Genomic DNA, 15891 nt, shown 5'->3' with positions numbered 1-15891 from the left:
CCTGGTTGCTGCGTCCCTTCGCTTCGCTACGGGCAACCTGCGGTGCTCGGTTCAGGCGGGGTCTCGCTAAACTCGCCTTCGGCTCAAACAACGCGATCCCTGATCCGCCTGAACCTGCGCTCCTCGGCGCATCCACAAGGGGTGGGGAAGGAATACCAATACCTAAGAAACAAGGACTCGCCACGGCGAGTCCTTGTTGTCTTGGTTTGTTCTTTGTATTTCTATCTTCCGTTCCCGCTTCCGCTCCCGATTGCCCCGTCCTGGCTGGGCCGAGGAGCGCAGACGTAGGCGGATCAGGGATCGCGCTTGTCTGAGCCGAAGGCGAGTTTGCGCGAGACCCCGCCGTAGTCGAGCACCGCAGGTTGCCCGTAGCGCAGCGTAGGGACCCAGACTGCGGGTCGCCTTTTCTTTGGTGACTTTCTTTTGGCGAAGCAAAAGAAAGTTACTTGCTGCCGGCAACCCCGGCCAGCAGCACTCAGCCGAGAGCGCGCCGTCGGAACGCGGACCAGCCTAGCCCACTGGGGAACAGAACCCGAATTTCATGCGCCGCGAGCACGTCCACCTTTCTCAGCCCAGGTCCTCGTCCACCGAATCTGCATAACCCGCAACATGACAAGCATCCCCAAAGCCAACGCGGCAAAAAAGAAGAACCCCCACATATAGGTACCAGCATATTGCTTGGACACCCCCATGGCATTGGGCACCAACCCACCGCCGAGCGCACCGATCTCCCCAATCATCGAACCAGCCACCGCAGTAGCCAGCGGCCATCGCAAAGGCACCAGTTGAAAGAGCGCACCGTTACCCGCGCCCAGGGCGGCAAAGCACAGCATCACCAGAAGCGTGGTGGCCACAAGAGAGCCGCCGGCCAGGCCGCAGGCGACCAGGGTGGCGGCGATGGTGAGCAGCACCACGCTCAGGGTGTTGACGCCGCCCCAGCGGTCGGAAATCCAGCCGCCGAAGATTCGCAATGCGGCGCCCATGAAGGCCGCCAGCATGGACAGCTGGCCCGCCTGCACCTTGCTGACGCCGAACTGGTCGTAGTAGTAGGAGGGCAGGAAGGTGGCCAGGCCGATAAAGCCGCCGAAGCTCACCGCGTAGATCAGGCTGAAGGCCCAACCGTCTTTTTCGAACAGGCAGGCGACGTGCTCGCGCAGCGTGGCGTGGCTGTCCACGTCGTCGGGTTCCTTGGCAAACACGATCATGGCGATCAGCGGCAGCAGCATGGCCACGGCGGCGATGCCGTAGACCGACTGCCAGCCGAAGCGCTGGGCCAGCGCGGGCGCCACCAGCACCGAGACGGCGGTGCCGACGTTGCCGGCGCCGACCAGGCCCATGGCCAGGCCCTTGTAGCGCGGCGGGAAGGAGCCGGAGCCGAGGCTGAGCGCGACGCCGAAGCTGGCGCCGGCGATGCCGAGCAGGACGCCCATGGCCAGCAGGCTGCTGTAGGAGTCGACCACGAAGTAGCCGAACAGCAGCGCCACCATGATCAGGCCCATTTCCACCAGCGTGGCATTTTTGCGGCCTATGTACTGGGCCAGCACGCCCAGCGGAAAGCGCATCAGCGCGCCGGCGAAGATGGGCACCGAGAGCATCACGCCCTTTTGGGTGGGCGAAAGGTTATAGGTCTCGGAAATAAAGGGCGCCATGGCCCCGTTCATGACCCAGATGCAACATGAGAAGGCGAAGTAAAAAAACGCCGCCCCCAGCGTGGGCGCGTGACCGGCCTTGAGAAAACTACGAAACCCCGCCATGGTGCAAGTTCTTTCTGTGAAGATGGTTGATTCACAGAATCAGTGCAAAAAGGGTGCCACCATGGGGCATGCAAAACGCACCCTTGAAGCGCGGTTTTGGCCCTGGTTCCTGTTTATTTTGGTGCGCCGCACAAAATACGTGCACCAAGGCCGCCCTGGCAGGCCTGGCGGGTAGTCAGTTCTTGCGGTCCATGTCGACGCACACCATGGCCGAATAGTGGTTCCAGCGCAGCGTGATGACATAGGGGCGGGTGCGCACCCGGGCTTTCATGCCCTGCGTGCCCTGCATCTTGACCGGCACCGAGATCTGCAACTCGGACCCCAGGGCCTTGCGCGCGTTGCCGGCCAGCGTGTTGGCGATCTCGCCCACCGCGTCCAGCAGGTTGCCGTCGCTGAGGTCGGTCTCATGCTGCAGCAGCAAAATCTCGCGCACCAGCTTGCCCGGCATGGAGACCATCACATGGCCGTTGTGGCTGCCTGAAAAGGCCACGATGCCGTTGAATTCAAAGCCTTCGATATCGCCCGTGCCGAGGTARGCCGAGGTGATTTGCGGCTCCTGCCGGGTCGTGAYTTTSAGGTAATGCCGGATCGAGTCGACAAACAGCTTGAGGTCGGTTTCGTTGAGTGTGGCCACAGCGGTCTTCCTTAACGCATGTCGGCGATGTCGAGCAATGCCATCTGCAGCTCTTCATCGGTGAAAGGTTTGGCGACAAAGCCCCGCGCGCCCAGTTTGAGCGCCTGGATGGCCGTCGATTTGTCGCTGAGCGCGCTGACCACCAGGATCTTGACCGTCGGGTCCAGCTTGAGCAGCGCGGAAATGCATTCGATGCCGTCCATCTCGGGCATGGTCAGGTCCATGGTGACGACTTCGGGCCGCGTGGCCCGGGCCAGCCGCACGGCTTCGTGGCCGTTTTTGGCCAGGCCCGCGAGCACGATGCCCTTGATGCCGCCGTTTTGCACCACGCGCGAGATGCGCGTGCGGATCATGTTGGAGTCGTCAACAATCAGCAGTCGCATGGTGAGCCTCCTTTTGCGATTGAGGTGGGGGTTGGTTTGGGATGTGGGTCATGTCATGCGGCCTCAGGAAAACACGACCCGGAACTCGGTGTGCTGGCCGGGCGTGCTGGACAGCAGCAGGCGCGCGCCCAGGCTCTGCACGTTGGCTTGCACCAGGTCCAGGCCGACGCCGCGGCCGGCATGCCGGGACGTTCCGCCGGCGGTGGAGAACCCGGGCTTGAAGATGTTCGCGACGATCTGCCTGTCGCTGAAACTCTCCAACTGCTCGGCGTTGTACCAGCCAAGTTCCAGCAGGCGCCGCCGCATGTCGGCTGCCTTCAGGCCGGCGCCGTCGTCGCGAACGGTGAGCTGCCACTGCCCGGCCTCGTCCTGGCCCAGCGCCACGCTGACCTGGCCTTCGGCGGCTTTGCCGGCGGCCTGCCGCGCGGCGGGTTTTTCCACGCCGTGCACCACGGCGTTGCGCAGCAGCTGGATGGCGATCTCACGCACCAGGTGCATTTTGGCCGGCGGTATATCGGGTGTGCCGGCCATGCGCAGGTCGGTGTTCACGCGTTTGCCGCAGTCAGCGGCCACCTCGGCCGCCAGTTGCGCAAGCGCGGTGTTGAGACCCTGTGGCGAGTCGCCTGAGCCGGACGCTGCGCTATCGCCTGAGCGCTTGCGACTCAGGGCTTTGAAGGCGCCGACCTTGGACAGCAGGTCCTCCAGCGGCAGCGGCAGGGCCAGCAGCGCGTCACCGGTGGCGGCGCCGTTGTCCTTGAGTTTTTGCAGTTCGCTCTCGAACTGGTGCGCCAGCGTGGCCAGGATTTCCAGGCCCAGGGAAGCGGCATCGCCCTTGAAGGCGTGGATGCGGCGGTAGGCGCCGTCCACGGCCTTGAGCACCTGGGCTTCCGAGGCGGCTGAAGAGGTGCTGCGCAGCAGGTCGTTGACTTCCAGCAGCGAGGCCTCGGCGCGCTCGACAAAGGCCCGCATCATGGCCGGCTCGGTCTCGAAGGCCTTGAGCATCATGGACAGCTCTTTTTGCGAGCGCTGGCGCTCGCCGGCCAGCCTGGCCTGCAGTTCGACCTTCTGCGTGATGTCCTGCACGGTGACCAGCAGGTGCCGCACGGCGGCGCCGTCCTGAACCCGGTTGAAATGAAAGGACAGGTAGCGGGCCGTGTCCTGGCCCAGCCGGTTCCTGACGGTGAGTTCGACTTCGGAGAGCGGGTTGATGCCCTGGACCAGTTGCTCCTTCACATGCGGCGAGAACAGCAGCTCGACATAGTCGCGCGCATCGGTCAGGGCTTTGGCGGACACCAGCGTGGACAGCACCTCGAAGAAATTCTGGCCCGGCGCCAGCGTCTTGCCGAACAGCGCGTGGGTCGAAAGGGACAGCTGGGAGCCGAGCTGGTGCCCCGGCGTCAGCAGGAACAGGCCTTCACGGACGCTGGTGAGGATTTCACGGGTTTCCTCGGTCGCCGCTTCAATCGCGGCGTCGGAGATTTTCAGGCGCCTCAGGAACTTGAACAGGATGAAGGCGAAATTCAGCAGGGCCAGCACGATGCCGCCGGTCTGCACCATGCGCAGCACGCTGGCGCGCGATGCGCCTATCTGCTGTGTTTCGGTCACGAAGTCGTTGGCCGCACCCAGCAGCTGGATGTTGTGGGCCTGGCTGTAGGCCAGCGCGGCGGCCAGCTCCTGCTGCGTGAAGTTGTCGCCGGCCAGCAGCGGCTGGAGCAGGGCGAAGTAGGGCTTCCAGACCAGCTCCACCTTTTCCTCGAGCTCACGGCCGCGGCTGGACACCACGGGCTCCAGGTAGACCGGCTTGCCGTCGCCGCCCGGAATGGTGCCGCCTTCGCGAAACGCCAGTTGCGACACCTGGAAGATTTTGGCGCCCGCGCGCAGCTCCGCCAGGGTTTCGGGCTTGTAGGCTGCGCCCGAGACGCGCATGGCGTCAAGCTCCAGCAGGGTGCGCGCGACGCGTTGCGAGACGACGCGCTGGCGCCCCGAGAGGTTGATGGCCACGGTGTCCTGGTCGATCTTGAACGAGGTGTAGAAGTTCAGGACCAGCACCCCGAGGTCGAACAGCAGGAAGAAGGCGACCGCGATGATGATTTCGCGGTACTTTCCGAGCGAGGCAAGGCCTTGCGAAGGCGCGGTGCGCGTGCCCTGGGGGACAACGATTCTGTCGGCGCCTCGAACAGGCAAAACAGCAGACATGGAAACCCTCCCTATGCTAATTTTTGTGGCGGTCGCCGCGCCCTTTCGCGGCGCGGGTTCCCGTGGGCTCTGTCAGGCCGCTTTTTCGACGTGGCCCTGGCGTGTGTAGAGAAAATCGATCACGGCCTTGCGGTAGCCCAGGTAGCGGATGTCCTCGGCCAGCGCCACGCGCGAGCGGGGCCGCGGCAGTTCGACCTGCAGGATTTCGCCGATCGTGGCCGAGGGGCCGTTGGTCATCATCACGATGCGGTCCGAGAGCAGCACCGCCTCGTCGACGTCATGGGTCACCATCACCACCGTGCTCTGCGTGGTCGCCACGATCTGCAGCAGCTCGTCCTGCAGCTTGGCGCGGGTCAACGCGTCCAGCGCGCCGAAGGGTTCGTCGAGCAGCAGCACCTTGGGCTCCATCGACAGCGCGCGCGCGATGCCGACGCGCTGCTTCATGCCGCCCGATATTTCGCCGGGGCGCTTTTGCGCCGCCGCGGTCAGTCCGACCATGGCCAGCGCCGCATCGGTGCGGGCCTTGAGCTGGGCCTTGTTTTCAGTTGCCGAGAAGACGCGCTCGACTGCCAGGTAGACGTTTTCAAAACAGGTCAGCCAGGGCAGCAGCGAGTGGTTCTGGAACACCACGGCGCGCTCGGGCCCGGGTCCGGCGATTTCACGGTTGGCGCACAGCAGGCTGCCCTCGGTGGGCGTCGTCAGGCCGGCGATCAGGTTCAGCAGCGTGGACTTGCCGCAGCCCGAATGGCCGATCAGCGCGACGAACTCGCCCTTGGCGACCGTCAGGTTGATGTTCTGCAGCGCACGGAACGGCCCTTTTTTTGTCTTGAAGGTTTGCGCTACGCCCTGGATCTCGATGTACTTGGTGGTGAAGGATGTCATGGCTTGGTTCCTTTCGAGATCAGTTCTTGACTTCTTCAAACGTGAAGGCGGTGGCCAGCTTGATCAGGGCGAACTCCAGCACCAGGCCGACGATGCCGATCACGAAGATCGCGATGATGATGTTCTTGACGTTGAGGTTGTTCCACTCGTCCCAGACCCAGAAGCCGATGCCGACGCCGCCGGTCAGCATCTCGGCCGCGACGATCACCAGCCAGGCGGTACCGACGGCCAGGCGCACGCCGGTCAGCATGTAAGGCAGCACGGCGGGGAAGAGGATCTTGGTGACGATCTTCCATTCGCTGAGGTTGAGCACGCGCGCCACATTCATGTAGTCCTGCGGCACGCGCTGCACGCCGACGGCGGTGTTGATGATCATGGGCCAGATCGAGCAGATGAAGATGGTCCAGATRGCGGCCGGGTTGGCGCCCTTGAACACCAGCAGGCCTATCGGCAGCCAGGCCAGCGGTGAGACCGGGCGCAGCAGGCTGATCAGCGGGTTGAACATGCGGCTCAAAAAGTTGAAGCGGCCGATCATGAAACCGACCGGGATGCCGACAACGGCCGGCATGCCGAAGCCCATGGCCACGCGCTTGAGCGAGGACAGCACGTTCCAGCCCACGCCCTGGTCGTTGGGGCCCTTGCTGTAGAAGGGGTCGCTGAAGATCTGCACCGCCTGCGTGAAGGTGTCCCTGGGCGAGGGAATGCTGCCGCCCGTGCCCATGAAGACCAGCTCCCATACCAGCACCAGCAGGCCCAGGCCCAGCAGGGGCGGCAGCAGGGCCAGCCAGAGAAAAGAGGCGTCCCAGGGCGCGCGCGCCGGCGGGGTGGCGGCGGCCGCCTGCACCGCGGGGGAAGGGGTGGTGGGATTTGTCATGTCGTTGGCGGCGGGCGCCGATGGAAGGGCGCCGGTATCCCGGGCTCGGGCTTTGTCGCCGCCGCGGGCCGCGGGCGCGGCCTCGAGCGGGCTGTGGAATACGGCACTGACCATGGCGTGACCTCTTTGCGTGGGGTGGAAGGTTCGGTGGGCGGGTGGCGGGGCGCGGGCCTAGGCGTGAACCTTGAAGCTGTCGGCGTACTTTTTCGGGTCCTTGCCGTCCCAGACCGTGCCGTCCATCAGCTTGCTGCTGCGCATGATCTCTTTGGGAACGCTGGCCTTGGCGGCCGTGGCTGCCTGCTTGTAGACGTCGATGTGGTTGATCTGCTTGGCAATGCCCAGGTAGTCGGGATGCTCCTTGATCAGGCCCCAGCGCTTGTGCTGCGTGAGGAACCACATGCCGTCGGAGAGGTAAGGGAAGCTCACCGCACCGTCGTTGTAGAACTTCATGTAGTTGGGGTCGTCCCAGGTCTTGCCCATGCCGTTCTGGTAGCGGCCCAGGATGCGCTGGTTGATGGCGTCGACGCTGGTGTTGACGTAGCTCTTGTCGGCCACGGTCTCGGCCATCTTGTTCTTGTTGGAGAGGCTGGCGTCAATCCATTTGCCGGCCTCGATGATGGCGGCGGTGACGGCGCGCGCGGTGTTGGGGTATTTCTTGACGAAGTCGGCGGTGGTGCCCAGCACTTTTTCGGGATGATCCTTCCAGACGTCCTGGGTGGTCACTGCGGTCACGCCTATGCCGTCGATGATGGCGCGGTGGCCCCAGGGCTCGCCCACGCAGAAGCCGTCCATATTGCCCACGCGCATATTGGCCACCATCTGCGGCGGCGGCACGGTGATGACCTTGGCGTCCTTCATCGGGTTGATGCCGTTGGCGGCCAGCCAGTAGTACAGCCACATGGCGTGCGTGCCGGTGGGAAAGGTCTGGGCGAAGGTGTATTCGCGCTTGTCGCTGGCCATCAGCTTGGCCAGGCCCGCGCCGTCGACGGCGCCCTTGTCGGCGAGCTTCTTGGACAGCGTGATGGCCTGGCCGTTGTTGTTGAGCGTCATCAGCACGGCCATGTCCTTCTTGGGGCCGGCCGTGCCCATGTGCACGCCGTAGACCAGGCCGTAAAGCACGTGGGCGAAGTCCAGTTCGCCGTTGACCAGCTTGTCGCGCACGCCGGCCCAGCTGGCTTCCTTGGTCGGGATGATCTTGACGCCGTATTTCTGGTCTATGCCCAGTACCGAGGCCATCACCACCGAGGCGCAGTCGGTCAGGGGGATGAAGCCGATCTTGACTTCCTTTTTCTCGGGCGCGTCGGAGCCTTGGGCATACACGGCGGCGCGCAGGGCGGGGTTGATGCCCACGGCGCCCACGGCCGCGGCCTGCAGCACGGTGCGGCGTGTCAGCGAAGATTTCAGCAGTTCAGTCATGTGTCGGCTCCAGGTAAAAAAAGCAAAAGACAAAAACAAAAAAGGCGCTCGACCCGGGCAGCCACGTTGAACGTGATGCAGGGTGCGAACGCCTTTGTTCCTTGGGGCACCACACACTTCGCCGTTGAAGTGCTGTGCCGGATGGCCATCATTGACCAGTGCCTAGGGCATTGCAAAAGCTGTGCCAGGGTTGGCCAGCGTTGCCAAAAGAGTTGTTCTTGAGAGTGGAGATGCCAGGGAAGTCTTCTTGTGCCTGCAATCACGCACGCCCTGAAAAAACTTCACATGGTCGAAGCGCCGCGATGTGGATCCCGATAGGTGCACCTGATTTGTGCGCTGCACCAATTGAGGGTGGCCGGGGCGGCCAAGCCGGTGGATCAGCCCAGCAGGTCCAGGGCGTCCAGCATGCGCTGGGCCACTTCGCCAAGCCGCAGGCCCTTGTCCATGGCGGCCTTGCGCAGCTTTTCGTAGGCGGCCTGCTCCGAGAGTCCCTGGCGCTGCATCAGCATGCCCTTGGCCCGGTCTATGACCTTGCGCTCATGCAGCTCGGTTTTGGCGTGCGCCAGTTCCTTGCGCAGGCCCTGCTCGTGCTCAAAGCGCGCCATGGCCACGTCCAGGATGGGACGGATACGGTCCGGGGACAGGCCGGCCACCACATAGGCTGACACGCCGGCAGCGACGGCGTCCTTGACGTGGCTGGTGTCGTTGTCATTGGTGAACAGCACGATGGGCCGACGGGCGTCCCGGGTCGCCATCACCACGTGCTCCAGCGAATCGCGGGCTTCGCTTTCGGCGTCCACGATGATCATGTCGGGTTGCAGTTGCGCCAGTCGTTCGTCCAGGAAGGTGTCGGCCGGGAGCACCGCGACGATGTTGTAACCGTTCTCCAGCAGCCCGATGCGCAACTGGCGAGAGCGTTCGGCCAGTTCCCGCGCATGGGCGTCATCGGATACGGACTCCAGCAGGTCCGGGGCGATGATGACAAGGCGCAGGGATTGGGACGGTGTCATGGAGCCGTAAGTGCAAGAAACGTGCCCCCACGGTCGCGCACTTCGTGTCGCTCCCTGCCCCGCCGAGGGGGCCGCCCGCCTGCGGCCCGGCAAAGCCGGTTCCGCGGCTCATGCTGGTGTGAAGAACTTCACGGTCGCAAGTTGGGATGGTTCGCCTCCTTTGGGGGCATTGCCTAAACCTTACACTCGAATGATGGTAGTTCTTGGAATCGAATCGAGTTGTGACGAAACCGGTGTGGCGCTGGTGGATGCCAGCGGCAGTGCCGTGCCGCGCCTGCTGTCGCACGCCCTGTTCAGCCAGATCGACATGCACCAGGCTTATGGCGGTGTGGTGCCTGAGCTGGCGAGCCGGGACYATATCCGGCGTGTTTTGCCTTTGACGCACCAGGTGATGGCGGAGGCGGGCAGCAGCCTGGCACAGGTCGACGTGGTGGCTTACACGCGCGGGCCCGGTCTTGCGGGAGCGCTGCTGGTGGGCGCTGGCGTAGCCTGTTCGCTGGCAGCGGCGCTGGGCAAACCGGCCATGGGGGTGCATCACCTGGAGGGCCACCTGCTGTCGCCTTTCCTGAGCGCGGATCCGCCTGAGTTTCCTTTTGTGGCCTTGCTGGTCTCCGGCGGGCACACGCAGCTGATGCGGGTGGACCGCGTGGGCAGCTACGAGCTGCTCGGTGAAACCATTGACGACGCGGCCGGCGAGGCTTTTGACAAGTCGGCCAAGCTCATGGGCCTGCCTTATCCCGGTGGACCGCATCTGTCCAAACTGGCAGAGGGGGGCGACGGGACCGCTTTCAAGCTGCCGCGGCCTTTGCTGCACAGCGGCGACCTGGACTTTTCGTTTGCCGGGCTCAAGACCGCAGTGCTGACGCAGGCCAAAAAGCTGGGGCCGGACCTGGAAAGCCGCAAGGCTGACCTGGCGGCGGCCACGCAGGCGGCAATTGTGGAGGTGCTGGTGAAGAAGTCATTGGCCGCCATGGCGCAAACCGGGCTCAAGCGGCTGGTGGTGGCGGGCGGCGTTGGCGCCAATGCTTTGCTGCGCAGTCAACTCAATGCTGTGTGCAAGCAGCGCGGTATTCGTGTGCATTACCCCGAACTGCATTTGTGYACCGACAACGGCGCCATGATCGCGCTTGCTGCCGGCATGCGGCTGCAAACCGGGCTTGAAGCGCTAAAGCGCAGCTACACCTTTGACGTGAAGCCGCGCTGGAATCTTGTGGAATTGCAGGCAGAGCCGGCCTGAGCCGTACCGCCTGAAGTCCGGACGATCCAATTACTGGATATCGAGGTGCGTCACGTTGCTGACGGGGACCTTCTTGGCCAGCGCCAACGTCAGCACACCGTTTTCCAGCTTGGCGCTGCTGTTGGCGGTGTCGATTTCCAGCGGGAAGCGCCAGGCAGCCTTGATCTTGCGGGGAGCATCTTCCTTGCTGGACACGCGAACCACGTCGCCTTCGATGCCGATGTCCAGATGCTCGCGGGCCAGGMCGGGAACGTCGAGTTGCAGGCTATAGGCCTTTTCAAGGTCTTCGACGCTGGCGGATTTGGCGGCGCCGGTGTCGGAGAGCGAGGTGAAGGTGTCGTTGAGGAATTTTTCGAGTGCGCCGTTGCTCACGACGGGTGCATAGTGGCGATGAAAAGCGCGAGCGGGGCGGTTGGCGAGAGAGTAAAACATGGCGATTCCTTGATGGGTTAACAAGGGGCGGTTTCCCCTTACACTGCGCGGCGTTCACCGTGATTGCCGCATGCACACCAGTTAGGTGTGCTGCCGTTTTATTCAAGCGAAATCAAGCGAAAACAGGGATCTATTTTTTTATGCATACACACTTGAAACGCCTGTTCACGGCCCTATGTCTCTGCGCCTGCGTGGGGGCCGGCGCGCAAACCGCCAGTCAGCCGCCGGTACGCATCGCATTGATCGAAAGCCTGTCGGGTGCCTTCGCCAACACCGGCGAAGCGGTGTTCCGCAACCTGGTCTGGGCGACCGAGCGCGTCAACGCGCGCGGCGGCGTCAAGCTGGCCGGCGGGCCGCGCAACCTGGTGGTCGAGCGCTACGACAACAAGGGCCAGAACGAAGAGGCGCTGGCGGCCTTGCGCTCGGCGATCGACGACGGCGTGACCATCATCGCGCAGGGCAATTCGTCGGCCATTGCGGCGGTGCTCATCGACGCCATCAACAAACACAACGAGCGCGAGCCGAAAAAACGCGTGCTGTTCCTGAACTACTCGGCGGTCGACCCCGTCCTGACGAACGAGAAGTGCAGCTACTGGCACTTCCGTTTTGACGCGCACGCCGACATGCGCATGGCAGCGCTCATGGACGTGCTCAAGGACGACAAGGCGCTCAAAAGTATTTACCTGATAGGGCAGGACTACAGCTTTGGCCAGGCGGTGCTGCGCGAGGCGCGCAAGCAGTTGGGCGCGCAGCGCCCCGACGTGCAGATCGTGGGCGACGAGCTGCACGCGCTGGGTCGCGTCAAGGATTTCATCCCCTATGCCGTGAAGATCAAGGCCAGCGGCGCGCAGGCGGTGCTCACGGGCAACTGGGGCAACGACCTGACCTTGCTGATCAAGGCCGCCAAGGAAGTGGGCTATGAGGGCAAGTTCTACACCTTCTACGGCAATGCGCTGGGCGTGCCGGGCGCGCTGGGTGATGCCGGCGTGGGCAAGGTGGTGGCCGTGGCCGACTGGTTCCCGAACGAGGCGGGTGCGCAGTCCGAGGCTTTTTACCAGTCCTTCCGCCAGCGTTTCCCCAAGCCGCAGGACGACTATGTGCACATGCGCATGCAGCTGATGGTCGAGGCCCTGGCCCAAAGCCTGGACAAGGCCGGCAGCGCCGAGGCCGGCGCGCTGGCGGCGCAATTGGAGCGTGGTACCGTGAGCTTCGCGGGCCACCAGGGCACGATGCGCGCGCTGGACCACCAGTTCCAGCAGCCGCTGCTGGTGGCGTTGATGGGCAAGCAGGGCTCGCCGGGCGTGAAGTTCGACGTGGAAGGTTCGGGCTACGGTTTTCGTGTCATCAAGACGATTTCGCCCGAGCGGGCCGAGCAGCCGAGCAGCTGCAAGATGGTCCGGCCCTGAGCTTTTATTCCTTTTCTGATTGACAGACGCCGGCAGGCAGATCGAACCATTCCCATGAGACAGGCCGTTTTAAACCTTGAAGAATCCATGATCCGCCAGGTCGCCAATGCCGGCATGGGGCGCAGCGACGTGCTCAAGTTCTGGTTTGGCGAAAGCGACGAGGTCACGCCGGCCTTTATCCGCGACGCGGCGGCCGCCTCGCTGCAGCAGGGCGAGACTTTTTATGCCCACAACCTGGGCCTGGCTGAGTTGCGCGAGGCGATTGCGGGCTATGCCACGGGCCTGCGCTGCCCGGGCGCCGCGCCGATCACGGCCGAACGCATCGCGGTCACGTCGGGCGGCGTCAATGCGCTGATGCTGGCCGTCCAGGCGCTGGTCGATGCGGGCGACGAGGTGGTGGCGGTGACGCCGGTCTGGCCCAACCTGACGGCCCAGCCGGCCATCATGGGTGCGCGGGTCAAGTGCGTCAGCCTCAAGCCGGTGGCGGGTGAATGGCGGCTGGACATGGCTGAGTTGCTGGCCGCCATCACCCCGGCGACCAAGCTGCTGATCGTCAACGCGCCCAACAACCCTACGGGCTGGACCCTGGCGCGCGCCGAGCAGGAGGCCATCCTGGCGCACTGCCGGAAGACCGGTACCTGGATCCTGGCCGACGAGGTCTATGAGCGGCTGTATTACGAGCCCACCCCGAATGGCTGCGCCCCCAGCTTCCTGGACATTGCGGCGCCGGAAGACCGCCTGGTGGTGGTCCACAGCTTTTCCAAAAGCTTTCTGATGACAGGCTGGCGCCTGGGCTGGCTGGTGATGCCGGCCGCCATGACGCCGCACATGGGCAAGCTGGTGGAGTTCAACACCTCCTGCGCGCCGGTGTTCGTGCAGCGGGCCGGGCAGGTGGCCATTGAGCGCACGGCCGAGATCACGCCGCGCGTGGTGGCCCACCTCAAAACCTGCCGCGATACCCTGGTGCCGTTGCTGCAGGCGGTGCCGGGTGTACAGCTGGCGCCGGCCAAGGGCGGTATGTACGCCTTTTTCCGGCTGGAAGACCCCGCCCGCTTCGGCGACTCCCTGGAGACCGCCAAACGCCTGGTCGTGGAGGCCGGGCTGGGCCTGGCGCCCGGCAATGCCTTCATGGTCAACCCGGGGCCCGAAGCCCAGGGCTGGCTGCGCTGGTGTTTCGCCAGCCAGGACGTCGCCAGGTTGGGGCAGGGGGTTGAGCGGCTGAAACGCTGGCTTGGGCTATAATCCAAGGCTCTGCGCAGTTTGAGGCCTTAAATACAGGTTTTTGGCCTTTTGCCTGCCGGAACACGACGAAAGCGGTTTATTCAAGTCCCATGTCGGGAACGCTGCTTCGCTCGCAAGCGCACCTCGGTGCAAGAAAGAGAAAACATGATTGCAAAATCAATCAAGGCCGAAATCGTTCAGGCCAACGCACGTGCCGCCGGCGACACCGGCAGCCCTGAAGTTCAAGTGGCGCTGCTGACCGGCCGCATCAACGAACTGACCCCCCATTTCAAGGCCAACGCCAAAGACCACCACGGCCGCCGCGGCCTGCTGCGCATGGTGAGCCGCCGCCGCAAGCTGCTGGACTACCTGAAGTCCAAAGATGCTGACCGTTACACCGCGCTGATCGCCAAGCTTGGCCTGCGCAAGTAATCGGTAAAAACGATTTGAAAGCGCCTGAGTTAGTTCACTAGCTCAGGCGCTTTTTACTTCGGAGCAAGGCAAAACGAGCACGCGCTGTGTCATTCCACAAGAAAAGCCCCGGTCAGACCGCTGATCCCAGGCATTTTGTGGAATGGCATCGTGTTCAGCCAGCCGCCGCTCCGGGCCTCCCGCGCTGCCTCAAGCGTGTGAATTTAGTGGAGATAAGAACATGAGCATTTTCAACAAAGTCACCAAATCCTTCCAGTGGGGCCAGCACAAGGTCACGATGGAAACCGGCGAGATCGCCCGCCAGTCCAGCGGCGCCGTCGTCGTTGACATGGACGGCACCGTGGTGCTGGCCACTGTGGTCGCCAAGACCGATGCCAAGCCCGGCCAGGACTTCTTCCCTCTGACCGTCGACTACCTCGAGAAAACCTACGCCGCCGGCCGCATTCCCGGCAGCTTCTTCAAGCGCGAAGGCCGCCCCAGCGAATTCGAAACGCTGACCTCGCGCCTGATCGACCGCCCGATCCGCCCGCTGTTCCCCGAAGGCTTCTTCAACGAAGTGCAGGTCGTGATCCACGTGCTGTCGCTGAACCCTGAAGTCGAAGGCGACATCCCCGCGCTGATCGCATCGAGCGCCGCCCTGTCGATCTCCGGCATTCCGTTCAACGGCCCCATCGGCGCAGCGCGCGTGGCCTACATCGACGGCCAGTACGTGCTGAATCCCGGCAAGACCCAGCTCAAGGATTCGAAGATGGACCTCGTCGTGGCCGGCACCGAAGCCGCCGTGCTGATGGTCGAGTCCGAAGCCCAGCAGCTGTCCGAAGAAATCATGCTCGGCGCCGTGGTGTTCGGCCATGAGCAGGGCAACATCGCCATCAACGCGATCCATGAACTCGTGCGCGACGCCGGCAAGCCGGTCTGGGACTGGAAAGCTCCCGCCAAGAACGAGCCGCTGATCGCCAAGGTCAACGAACTCGCCGGCGCCAAGCTGCAAGCCGCTTACCAGATCCGCGCCAAGCAAGCCCGTACGCAAGCCTGCCGCGTGGTGACGTCCGACGTCATGGCGGCGCTCAAGGCCGACGGCGTGGAATTCGACGGCGTGGCCGTTGAAGGCATGCTGTTCGACATCGAAGCCAAGATCGTGCGCAGCCAGATCCTGGCCGGCGAACCCCGCATCGACGGCCGCGACACGCGCACCGTTCGCGCGATTGAAATCCGCAACAGCGTGCTGCCCCGTACCCACGGCTCGGCCCTGTTCACGCGCGGCGAAACCCAGGCGCTGGTCGTGACCACGCTGGGCACCGAGCGCGACGCGCAGCGCATCGACGCGCTGTCCGGCGACTACGAAGACCGCTTCATGCTGCACTACAACATGCCTCCGTTCGCCACCGGCGAAACCGGCCGTGTCGGCAGCCCGAAACGCCGCGAAATCGGCCACGGCCGCCTGGCCAAGCGTGCGCTGATCGCCGTGCTGCCTACGAAGGAAGAATTCCCGTACACCATGCGCGTGGTGTCTGAAATCACCGAGTCCAACGGCTCCTCGTCGATGGCTTCGGTCTGCGGCGGCTGCCTGTCGCTGATGGATGCCGGCGTGCCGATGAAAGCCCACGTGGCCGGCATCGCCATGGGCCTGATCAAGGAAGACAACCGCTTCGCCGTGCTGACCGACATCTTGGGCGATGAAGATCACCTGGGTGACATGGACTTCAAGGTTGCCGGTACCACCTTCGGTATCACCGCGCTGCAGATGGACATCAAGATCCAGGGCATCACCAAGGAAATCATGCAGGTCGCGCTGGCCCAGGCCAAGGAAGCCCGCATGCACATCCTGGGCAAGATGCAGGAAGCCATGGGCGAGGCCAAGGCTGAAGTCTCCGACTTCGCACCGCGCCTCTACGTCATGAAGATCAACCCCGAGAAAATCCGCGACGTGATCGGCAAGGGCGGCGCCGTCATCCGCGCGCTGACCGAAGAAACCGGCACGCAGATCAACATCGAGGAAGACGGCACCATCACC

Annotated in this window: 14 protein-coding genes; 5 read left to right on the top strand and 9 right to left on the bottom strand. The window is 63.9% G+C overall.

Annotated features, from left to right (window positions below):
• Positions 1–539: 539 nt before the first annotated feature.
• The 8 genes from AC1D0P_RS09745 to AC1D0P_RS09710 all read right to left on the bottom strand — a co-directional run bounded on the left by AC1D0P_RS09745 (position 540) and on the right by AC1D0P_RS09710 (position 9149).
• Positions 540–1754: an MFS transporter gene (locus AC1D0P_RS09745; RefSeq protein WP_477654920.1), complete on the bottom strand. Its 1215-nt coding sequence runs from the start codon at positions 1752–1754 to the stop codon at positions 540–542.
• Between the two features lie 175 nt (positions 1755–1929).
• Positions 1930–2388: a chemotaxis protein CheX gene (locus AC1D0P_RS09740; RefSeq protein WP_477676545.1), complete on the bottom strand. Its 459-nt coding sequence runs from the start codon at positions 2386–2388 to the stop codon at positions 1930–1932.
• Positions 2389–2399: 11 nt separating this feature from the next.
• Positions 2400–2771 carry a response regulator transcription factor gene (locus AC1D0P_RS09735; RefSeq protein WP_436155290.1) on the bottom strand — a complete coding sequence of 124 codons (372 nt, stop codon included), beginning with the start codon at positions 2769–2771 and terminating at the stop codon, positions 2400–2402.
• Positions 2772–2834: 63 nt separating this feature from the next.
• Entirely contained in the window at positions 2835–4967 is a 2133-nt protein-coding gene (locus tag AC1D0P_RS09730; RefSeq protein ID WP_477676544.1) for an ATP-binding protein, read from the bottom strand.
• 72 nt (positions 4968–5039) lie between these two features.
• Positions 5040–5849, bottom strand: a complete 810-nt coding sequence (locus tag AC1D0P_RS09725; RefSeq protein WP_477676543.1) for an ABC transporter ATP-binding protein — start codon at positions 5847–5849, stop codon at positions 5040–5042.
• Between the two features lie 19 nt (positions 5850–5868).
• Positions 5869–6837, bottom strand: coding sequence for a nitrate ABC transporter permease (gene ntrB, locus AC1D0P_RS09720; RefSeq protein ID WP_477676542.1), 969 nt, complete (start codon positions 6835–6837; stop codon positions 5869–5871).
• Positions 6838–6894: 57 nt separating this feature from the next.
• On the bottom strand, positions 6895–8139 hold the full coding sequence (locus AC1D0P_RS09715; protein ID WP_436155286.1) for a CmpA/NrtA family ABC transporter substrate-binding protein: 1245 nt from the start codon (positions 8137–8139) through the stop codon (positions 6895–6897).
• A 377-nt stretch (positions 8140–8516) separates the two neighbouring features.
• Positions 8517–9149 (bottom strand): ANTAR domain-containing response regulator, encoded by a 633-nt coding sequence (locus tag AC1D0P_RS09710; protein WP_007864505.1) that lies wholly within the window; start codon positions 9147–9149, stop codon positions 8517–8519.
• A 193-nt stretch (positions 9150–9342) separates the two neighbouring features.
• Here AC1D0P_RS09710 and tsaD point away from each other — a divergent pair, with 193 nt between their 5' ends.
• Positions 9343–10386 (top strand): tRNA (adenosine(37)-N6)-threonylcarbamoyltransferase complex transferase subunit TsaD, encoded by a 1044-nt coding sequence (gene tsaD, locus AC1D0P_RS09705; protein WP_477676546.1) that lies wholly within the window; start codon positions 9343–9345, stop codon positions 10384–10386.
• 30 nt (positions 10387–10416) lie between these two features.
• Here the strand turns inward: tsaD and AC1D0P_RS09700 are convergent, their stop codons facing one another.
• Positions 10417–10818 (bottom strand): Hsp20 family protein, encoded by a 402-nt coding sequence (locus AC1D0P_RS09700; protein ID WP_477676541.1) that lies wholly within the window; start codon positions 10816–10818, stop codon positions 10417–10419.
• 140 nt (positions 10819–10958) lie between these two features.
• On the opposite strand from AC1D0P_RS09700, the gene AC1D0P_RS09695 reads away from it, so the two are divergent.
• The 4 genes from AC1D0P_RS09695 to pnp all read left to right on the top strand — a co-directional run.
• The gene (locus AC1D0P_RS09695; protein WP_477676540.1) at positions 10959–12224 is read left to right on the top strand and encodes a branched-chain amino acid ABC transporter substrate-binding protein; all 1266 of its coding nucleotides are present in this window, start codon (positions 10959–10961) and stop codon (positions 12222–12224) included.
• Positions 12225–12278: 54 nt separating this feature from the next.
• Complete coding sequence (locus AC1D0P_RS09690; RefSeq protein ID WP_477676539.1) at positions 12279–13466, top strand: pyridoxal phosphate-dependent aminotransferase; 1188 nt, start codon at positions 12279–12281, stop codon at positions 13464–13466.
• A gap of 144 nt (positions 13467–13610) precedes the next feature.
• Positions 13611–13877 carry a 30S ribosomal protein S15 gene (rpsO, locus tag AC1D0P_RS09685; protein WP_436155280.1) on the top strand — a complete coding sequence of 89 codons (267 nt, stop codon included), beginning with the start codon at positions 13611–13613 and terminating at the stop codon, positions 13875–13877.
• A 220-nt stretch (positions 13878–14097) separates the two neighbouring features.
• Positions 14098–15891: polyribonucleotide nucleotidyltransferase (pnp, locus tag AC1D0P_RS09680; RefSeq protein ID WP_477676538.1), on the top strand; the 1794-nt coding region annotated here is incomplete at its 3' end.

Source organism: Polaromonas sp. P1_G2, assembly GCF_056405515.1.
Note: the sequence above shows the minus strand (reverse complement) of the source record. Positions and strands in the feature narration are given on the sequence as shown.

What these genes read in the sequence shown, in the direction of transcription:
- AC1D0P_RS09730 (WP_477676544.1), bottom strand. Translation starts at nt 4,967, where the DNA reads ATGTCTGCTGTTTTGCCTGTTCGAGGCGCCGACAGAATCGTTGTCCCC.
- AC1D0P_RS09690 (WP_477676539.1), top strand. Translation starts at nt 12,279, where the DNA reads ATGAGACAGGCCGTTTTAAACCTTGAAGAATCCATGATCCGCCAGGTC.
- AC1D0P_RS09725 (WP_477676543.1), bottom strand. Translation starts at nt 5,849, where the DNA reads ATGACATCCTTCACCACCAAGTACATCGAGATCCAGGGCGTAGCGCAA.
- AC1D0P_RS09710 (WP_007864505.1), bottom strand. Translation starts at nt 9,149, where the DNA reads ATGACACCGTCCCAATCCCTGCGCCTTGTCATCATCGCCCCGGACCTG.
- AC1D0P_RS09715 (WP_436155286.1), bottom strand. Translation starts at nt 8,139, where the DNA reads ATGACTGAACTGCTGAAATCTTCGCTGACACGCCGCACCGTGCTGCAG.
- rpsO (WP_436155280.1), top strand. Translation starts at nt 13,611, where the DNA reads ATGATTGCAAAATCAATCAAGGCCGAAATCGTTCAGGCCAACGCACGT.
- AC1D0P_RS09735 (WP_436155290.1), bottom strand. Translation starts at nt 2,771, where the DNA reads ATGCGACTGCTGATTGTTGACGACTCCAACATGATCCGCACGCGCATC.
- AC1D0P_RS09745 (WP_477654920.1), bottom strand. Translation starts at nt 1,754, where the DNA reads ATGGCGGGGTTTCGTAGTTTTCTCAAGGCCGGTCACGCGCCCACGCTG.
- AC1D0P_RS09695 (WP_477676540.1), top strand. Translation starts at nt 10,959, where the DNA reads ATGCATACACACTTGAAACGCCTGTTCACGGCCCTATGTCTCTGCGCC.